The organism is Pseudomonas sp. XP2 (genome assembly GCF_053557975.1).
The window spans coordinates 158,268-165,860 of record NZ_JBNRIK010000007.1; the positions used below are offsets into that span (position 1 = coordinate 158,268).

The following is a 7,593-nucleotide window of genomic DNA, read 5'->3' on the forward strand; positions in this document are numbered from 1 at the left end:
GGCAATTACCAATCCAGGCCCCAGACACCACCCCAGGCTGCTCTTTTTGCTTTGCAAGAGACCCTGAAAATGACCGCCGAAACCCGTATCCACGAACTGCGTGCCGAACTCGACCAGCACAACTACCGCTACTACGTGCTCGACGAGCCCAGTGTGCCCGATGCCGAATACGACCGCCTGTTCAACGAGCTCAAGGCGCTTGAGGCTGAACACCCCCACCTGGTAACCCCTGATTCGCCCACCCAGCGCGTCGGCGGCCAGGCGTTGTCCGCATTCAGCCAAGTGCGCCATGAAGTGCCCATGCTCAGCCTGGGCAACGCTTTCGAAGAAACCGACCTGCGTGAGTTCGGCCGCCGCGTGGTAGACGGCCTCGACCAGCCCGGTGCGGTCGACTTCAGCTGCGAACCCAAGCTCGACGGCCTGGCGGTGAGCCTGCTGTATCGCGACGGTCAGCTGGTGCAGGGCGCCACCCGTGGTGACGGCACCACTGGCGAGGATATCAGCGCCAACGTGCGCACCGTGCGTAACATCCCGCTCAAACTGCAGGGCGAAGGCTGGCCAGCGGTGCTGGAAGTGCGCGGTGAGGTGTACATGAGCAAGGCCGGTTTCGACCGGCTCAATGCCGCCCAGGCCGAAGCCGGCGGCAAGACCTTCGCCAACCCGCGCAACGCCGCTGCCGGCAGCCTGCGTCAGCTGGATTCAAAGATTACCGCCAGCCGCCCGCTGGAGTTCTGCTGCTATGGCGTTGGCCAGGTGTCCGAGAGCATCGCCGACAGCCACATCGGCACCCTCGAGCAGCTCAAGGCCTGGGGCCTGCCGATCAGTCGCGAGCTCAAGCACGCGGCAGGCATCGATGAGTGCCTGGCCTACTACCGCGATATCGGCGAACGGCGCAACAGCCTGCCCTATGAAATCGATGGCGTGGTGTTCAAGGTCAACAGCCTGGCCGCCCAGCGCGAGCTGGGCTTCCGTGCCCGCGAGCCACGCTGGGCGATCGCCCACAAGTTCCCGGCCATGGAAGAGCTGACCGAGGTGCTGGACGTCGAGTTCCAGGTTGGCCGTACAGGGGCAGTAACGCCTGTGGCGCGCCTGAAACCGGTCAAGGTTGCTGGTGTGACCGTGTCCAATGCCACCTTGCACAACATGGACGAAATCGCCCGCCTGGGCCTGCGCATCGGCGACACGGTAATCATCCGCCGTGCCGGTGATGTGATCCCGCAGGTGATGCAAGTCGTGCTGGAGCGCCGCCCGGAAGATGCCCGCCCGGTAGAAGTGCCGAGCGTGTGCCCGGTCTGTGGTTCGCAGGTCGAGCGTACCCAGCTGGTCAAACGCAGCAAAGGCAAGGCAACCACCAGCGAAGGCGCGGTGTACCGCTGTGTGGGTCGCTTGGCCTGTGGCGCCCAGCTCAAACAGGCGATCATTCACTACGTGTCCCGCCGTGCCATGGACATCGACGGCCTGGGCGAGAAGAGCGTCGAGCAATTGGTGGATGAAGGCCTGATCGGCTCGCCAGCTGACCTGTACAAACTGGAGTTCGAGCAGGTTGTCGGGCTTGAAGGCTTTGCCGAGGTCTCCAGCAAGAAGTTGCTCGATGCCATCGAAGCCAGCAAGCGCCCGAGCCTGGCGCGCTTCATCTATGCCCTGGGCATTCCCGACGTGGGCGAAGAAACCGCCAAGGTACTGGCCCGCTCGCTGGGCAGCCTGGCCCGTGTGCAGCAGGCGTTGCCACAAGTGCTGACCTACCTGCCGGATATCGGCCTGGAGGTGGCCTACGAAATCCACAACTTCTTCGAAGACGAGCACAACCAGAAAGTCATTGAACAGCTTCTGGCCAGCGGCATGAAAATACAGGACGAGGGCGAACTGGCTGCCGAATTTGCTGCCAGCACCACCTTGGCCGGGATGATCGCCAAGCTCGACATCCCCTCCGTTGGCCCGACCGGTGCCGAGAAGCTGGTGGCCAGGCTCGACAGCCTGGACAAGATCATCGCCGCCGACGGCATCGACCTGCGCCAAGCCCTGGCGGCCAAGCAGGCTGACGCAGTGCGTGAGTTCTTCAAGGATGAAGCGAATCAGAAGCTGGCGCGGGACATCGAAGCCCAGTTGCTGGCGTTCGGCATGCATTGGAGCAGCGAGAAGAAGGTAGCCGAAGGCTTGCCGCTGGCCGGGCAGACCTGGGTGCTGACCGGTACGCTGGAGCGCATGAGCCGCGACATCGCCAAAGACAAGCTGGAAAGCCTGGGGGCCAAGGTGGCCGGCTCGGTGTCTGGCAAGACCCACTGCGTGGTGGCAGGGCCGGGGGCAGGGTCCAAGCTGGCCAAGGCCGCTGAGCTGGGCGTTAAGGTGCTGGACGAAGATGCCTTTGTCACATTCCTGGCCGAACAGGGCATCGCTATCTGAAGCCCTGCGCTATCCCCGACCCCAACATTCTGGCTCGATACCCAGATTCAGAAGCTTGTACGGTCCCTGTAGGAGCTGGCTTGCCGGCGATCACCGGCAAAGCCGGTGCCATCCACTGCGGCGCCTTCTTCGCGGGCGCGCCCGCTCCCACAGGTTTGCGCGCCAGTTCAGCGCCCATGCGCCTGACAAGTCATTGAGAAATGATGACTTTTTCTACCTCAGAGGTTGTATCTGCCCTCAAGACCGGTACAATGGCGCCACTCGCTGCTCAGCGAGGCATGTAGTGGTGGCCCCATCGGTCCCCCCGCATTGATTACCCGTTAACCTGGTCAGGCCCGGAAGGGAGCAGCCATAGCGGGAACATCGAGTGCCGGGGTGTGGCTGGTGGGGCCGCCTCCATTTCTGGGGTCGGAAAACCTCAGTCTGCAACGAACGCCTTCCTTCTTGCCTGCTTTCCGCCCAATGCTCCGGCCGCCGACAGCTTCATCAGCCGCTGGAATTTCGGGCATGCCAGATGATCCTCCTTCGGGTACTGCGCCGCATGCTGCAATCCCTTGCTCATCGCTTGCAACCGCCTGATTCGCGCATCCAGCTCGTCCGCCTTGGCGATCAGCATCTGCCGGTCGACCTGCAGGTCCACCAGCATCGCCCCTACTTCATCCAGCGAAAACCCCGCAGCCTGCCCCAGGGCGATCAGTGCCAGCCGGTCTGCCACATCAGCCGCAAACTGCCGCCGCTGGCCGCGCCAGATGCCCCGATTACAGCGAACACCCGATCAGAGTGCGCACTTTTAAGAACTTTGTGGGAGCGGGCATGCCTGCGAAGAACATTACTCGGTGGATGGCACCGGCTATGCCGGTGTTCGCGGGCATGCCCGCTCCCACAGGGTTTGCACAAGCTTTCACAAATTGAGCAGGGCAGTAAGTTGTGCCGGCATTTTGCTGGGCATTTCAGGGGCGGGCCACAGACATATTGTCCGGGTCGCCCGCTCCCCCATACCGCTGCACAATCCGCTCGATCTCACCCGACTGCTTCATTCTTACCAGCGCCCGCAACAGCGCTTGTGTCGGTATCGCCGGATCGTTGCGCACCATGCACCCCAAATCCTGTTCTTCCAGCACCGCCAGCGCCTGCAATTGCTGTTCAGCTGGCAACCCCTGGTTGAACCACTGCAACGACAACTGGTTGCTCACCGCATGCCGATACCGCCCGGCCTGCAGCTTTTGCAGCACCAGCAACTGGCTGCGGCTGTCCTCACGGTGCAGCTGGCCCTTGTCCAGCAGCGGTTGCAGGGTTGAATAGGTGTAGCCCAGCACCGTGCCGATAGCCTGGGGTGGCAGCTGCTCCAAGAGCATCGGGGTGTCGTCGCTGGCGCGGCCAACCAGCACGTCGCGCTGGTGAATCAGCGGGATACTCCACACAAAATCCCCCGGCCGGTCATTGAGCCATCGGGTACTGACGTAGCAACGCACATCTATGTCGCCGCTGCTCATGGCCTCCTCCAGGCGCAGGCGGGCCATGACGTGGTACTTGGGGCGAGCCCCCACTTCCTTGGCCATGGCCTGCATCAGGTCGTAAAGCAATCCCTCCACTGGCTGATCGCCTTCGATGCGTACCAGCGGCATGCCCCAGCTCTCCGCTACGGAGAAGCGCAGTGCCGGCTGTTCAGCCAGGCTGTGGGTGGTCCAGAGCAACAGCAGGGCCAGCAATCTTCGCAAAGGCGTATCCTCCCTGAACAGCGCGCCTGCCTCAAAGCTTAGACGACGCGCGCAGGGTGCAATTTTGCCCCCGCTCCGCTAGCATTAGCGATCTTCCGCTCTATCAGGCTACGATGGTTTTTCGATGAGTTATCAGGTTCTTGCACGTAAATGGCGTCCGCGCTCGTTCCGCGAAATGGTCGGCCAGGCCCATGTGCTGAAGGCCTTGATCAATGCCTTGGACAATCAGCGCCTGCACCACGCCTACCTGTTCACCGGTACCCGGGGCGTGGGCAAGACGACCATCGCCCGTATTATCGCCAAGTGCCTGAACTGCGAAACCGGCATCACCTCCACGCCCTGTGGCACCTGTTCGGTGTGCCGTGAAATCGACGAAGGCCGTTTCGTCGACCTGATCGAGATCGACGCCGCCAGCCGCACCAAGGTCGAGGACACCCGCGAGCTGCTGGACAACGTGCAGTACGCCCCAAGCCGTGGGCGCTTCAAGGTCTACCTGATCGACGAAGTGCACATGCTGTCGACCCACTCGTTCAACGCCTTGCTCAAGACGCTGGAAGAGCCGCCGCCCTACGTCAAATTCATCCTCGCCACCACCGACCCGCAGAAGCTGCCGGCCACCATCCTGTCGCGCTGCCTGCAGTTCTCGCTGAAGAACATGAGCCCGGAGCGGGTGGTTGAACACCTCAGCCACGTACTGGCTGCCGAGAACGTGCCGTTCGAGCCGGATGCCCTGTGGCTGCTGGGCCGCGCGGCCGATGGCTCGATGCGTGACGCCATGAGCCTCACCGACCAGGCCATCGCCTTTGGCGAAGGCAAGGTGCTGGCCGCTGATGTGCGGGCCATGCTTGGCAGCCTGGATCACGGCCAGGTCTACGGCGTGTTGCAGGCGTTGCTCGAAGGCGATGCCCGGGCATTGCTGGAGGCCGTGCGCAGCTTGGCCGAGCAGGGCCCGGACTGGGCGGGCGTGCTGGCCGAAATGCTTAACGTGCTGCACCGTGTGGCCATTGCTCAGGCGCTGCCAGAGGCCGTGGACAACGGCCAGGGTGACCGCGACCGAGTACTGGCGCTGGCTTCGGCATTGCCGGCCGAGGACGTGCAGTTCTATTACCAGATGGGCCTGATCGGCCGCCGAGACCTGCCGTTGGCGCCGGACCCGCGTGGTGGTTTCGAGATGGTCCTGCTGCGCATGTTGGCGTTCCGCCCGGCTGATACCGACGACGCGCCGAGACCGGTGCTAAAGCCAGTGGGGATCAGCCAAGCCACAGCTGATCCTGCAGCGCCGGTGGCAGCCTCGGCCTTGGCCGGGCCTTCATCGCCTGTTGCGGCCGCGCCGGCAGAACCCGCGGCGGCGGCCCCACAGCTGGAGGTGCCTGCACCTGCGACAGCCGACCATGAGCCGGAGGCCGAGCCAGACGCCGAGCTGCAGGCCGAGATCGAGGCCATTTCGGTACCTGAGCCTGTCGCGGAGGTGGTCGACCTGCCGTGGGAAGAGCCGGCAGTTGCACCTGCGCCGGTGGCGGCTGAACCTGTGCCCGCACCTGCGCCCGAGCCTGTTGCCCCTGCACCGGCGCCACAGCCCACAGCGGCAAGCGACGAGCCGCCTTTCGACCCCTCCGCCTACGCTGCCGTAGGCATGGATCGCGATGATGAGCCGCCGCTGGACGAAGACTATTACAGCGGTGAAAGCGACCCGGTCGGTTTCAGCTATCTGGACGAGTTGGCCGAACATGTGCAGGAAGAGGTATCGAAGCCGGCTGCCGAGCCGCTGCCAGCAGCTAAACCGGCCACCGGGCTGGCCCTGCAATGGCTGGAATTATTCCCACAGTTGCCTGTGTCCGGGATGACAGGCAACATCGCGGCAAACTGTACGCTGATTGCCGCCGATGGCGACGACTGGCTGCTGCACCTGGACCCTGGCCAAGGCGCACTGTTCAACACGACCCAGCAGCGTCGCCTGAACGAGGCGCTCAACCAGCACCTGGGGCGCACCCTGAACCTGCGTATCGAGCTGATCCTGCCTGAGCAGGAAACCCCGGCCCAGGCGGCATCGCGCAAGCGTGCAGAGCGCCAGCAGGACGCGGTCACCTCTATCGAACAGGATCCGTTGATCCAGCAGATGATCAAGTTGTTCGGTGCCAAGGTGCGGCAGGATACTATTGAGCCTGTAGAGGCCCTGGCCAAACAGGGCCAGTAACGGATAACCATGCGGCTGGCCCTGCGCCGAGCCGCATCACATGACCCAATCGAGGTATACCCCCATGATGAAAGGTGGCATGGCCGGCCTGATGAAGCAGGCCCAGCAGATGCAGGAAAAGATGCAGAAAATGCAGGAAGAGCTGGCCAACGCCGAAGTCACCGGCCAGTCCGGCGGTGGCCTGGTGAGCGTGGTGATGACGGGGCGTCACGACGTCAAGCGCGTCAGCATCGACCAAAGCCTGATGTCGACCGACGAGGACGACAAGGAAGTGCTGGAAGACCTGATCGCCGCCGCGCTGAACGATGCCGTGCGCAAGATCGAGCAAAGCAGCCAGGAAAAGATGGGCGGCATGACCGCCGGCATGCAACTGCCGCCGGGCTTCAAGATGCCGTTCTAAGCGCATTGCGATACCGAAAACCGCCGCTGATATCAGCGGCGGTTTTTTTTGAGCGATTTCAACCCAGGCGCGGTCTGCTTTTTATGTGATAGCAACAGCAGGCCGGGTAGGCTTGGGGTGACCTTATTTGACGCCGCCGCCCCCGCTGGGTATAAACCGCCTCTTATTGATTTGTCAGGCCATTCCCATGAGCTTCAGCCCCCTTATCCGCCAACTGATCGACGGCCTGCGCATCCTGCCAGGCGTTGGCCAGAAGACCGCACAGCGCATGGCCCTGCAATTGCTGGAGCGCGACCGCAGTGGCGGGCTGCGACTGGCTCAGGCCTTGACCCAGGCCATGGAAGGGGTAGGGCATTGCCGCCAGTGTCGCACCCTCACCGAGCAGGAACTGTGCCCGCAGTGCGCCGACCCGCGCCGCGACGACACCCAGCTGTGCGTGGTGGAGGGGCCGACCGATGTGTATGCGGTGGAGCAGACGGGCTACCGTGGCCGCTACTTTGTGCTCAAGGGGCACCTGTCGCCGCTGGATGGCCTGGGCCCGGAGGCCATTGGCATTCCGCAGCTTATGGCACGCATCGAGGAGCAGGGCACCTTCACCGAGGTGATTCTGGCGACCAACCCGACGGTGGAGGGGGAGGCGACGGCGCATTATATCGCGCAATTGTTGAGCGAGAAGGGGTTGGTGGCGTCTCGCATTGCCCATGGTGTACCGCTGGGCGGCGAGCTGGAGATGGTGGATGGCGGCACCTTGGCCCATGCCTTTGCAGGGCGCCGGCCAATTTCGCTCTGATTCAAAAATGCTGGGGCCGCTTTGCGGCCCATTCGCGGGACAAGCCCGCTCCCACAGGGATATAGCGATGCTTCACTTTGTGGGAGCGGGC

Annotated in this window: 5 protein-coding genes, 1 other RNA gene and 1 pseudogene; 5 read left to right on the top strand and 2 right to left on the bottom strand. The window is 63.4% G+C overall.

The window, feature by feature from the left end:
- Positions 1 to 69 precede the first annotated feature (69 nt).
- Positions 70 to 2,400, top strand: coding sequence for an NAD-dependent DNA ligase LigA (gene ligA, locus ACK1VC_RS10800; RefSeq protein WP_095116919.1), 2,331 nt, complete (start codon positions 70 to 72; stop codon positions 2,398 to 2,400).
- Positions 2,401 to 2,693: 293 nt separating this feature from the next.
- An RNA gene (gene ffs, locus ACK1VC_RS10805) (signal recognition particle sRNA small type) lies at positions 2,694 to 2,790 on the top strand.
- A 28-nt stretch (positions 2,791 to 2,818) separates the two neighbouring features.
- On the opposite strand, the pseudogene ACK1VC_RS10810 reads toward ffs, so the two are convergent.
- Positions 2,819 to 3,142, bottom strand: a pseudogene (locus ACK1VC_RS10810) (MerR family DNA-binding protein); the annotation flags it as partial.
- A gap of 208 nt (positions 3,143 to 3,350) precedes the next feature.
- The gene (locus ACK1VC_RS10815) at positions 3,351 to 4,118 is read right to left on the bottom strand and encodes a substrate-binding periplasmic protein (protein ID WP_024717672.1); all 768 of its coding nucleotides are present in this window, start codon (positions 4,116 to 4,118) and stop codon (positions 3,351 to 3,353) included.
- Between the two features lie 124 nt (positions 4,119 to 4,242).
- Here ACK1VC_RS10815 and dnaX point away from each other — a divergent pair, with 124 nt between their 5' ends.
- From dnaX to recR, 3 genes are all read left to right on the top strand, one after another.
- Positions 4,243 to 6,312, top strand: coding sequence for a DNA polymerase III subunit gamma/tau (gene dnaX, locus ACK1VC_RS10820; RefSeq protein ID WP_016488350.1), 2,070 nt, complete (start codon positions 4,243 to 4,245; stop codon positions 6,310 to 6,312).
- A 64-nt stretch (positions 6,313 to 6,376) separates the two neighbouring features.
- Positions 6,377 to 6,712, top strand: a complete 336-nt coding sequence (locus ACK1VC_RS10825) for a YbaB/EbfC family nucleoid-associated protein (protein ID WP_016488349.1) — start codon at positions 6,377 to 6,379, stop codon at positions 6,710 to 6,712.
- Between the two features lie 187 nt (positions 6,713 to 6,899).
- Positions 6,900 to 7,502, top strand: coding sequence for a recombination mediator RecR (gene recR, locus ACK1VC_RS10830; protein WP_003254304.1), 603 nt, complete (start codon positions 6,900 to 6,902; stop codon positions 7,500 to 7,502).
- Positions 7,503 to 7,593: the final 91 nt, after the last annotated feature.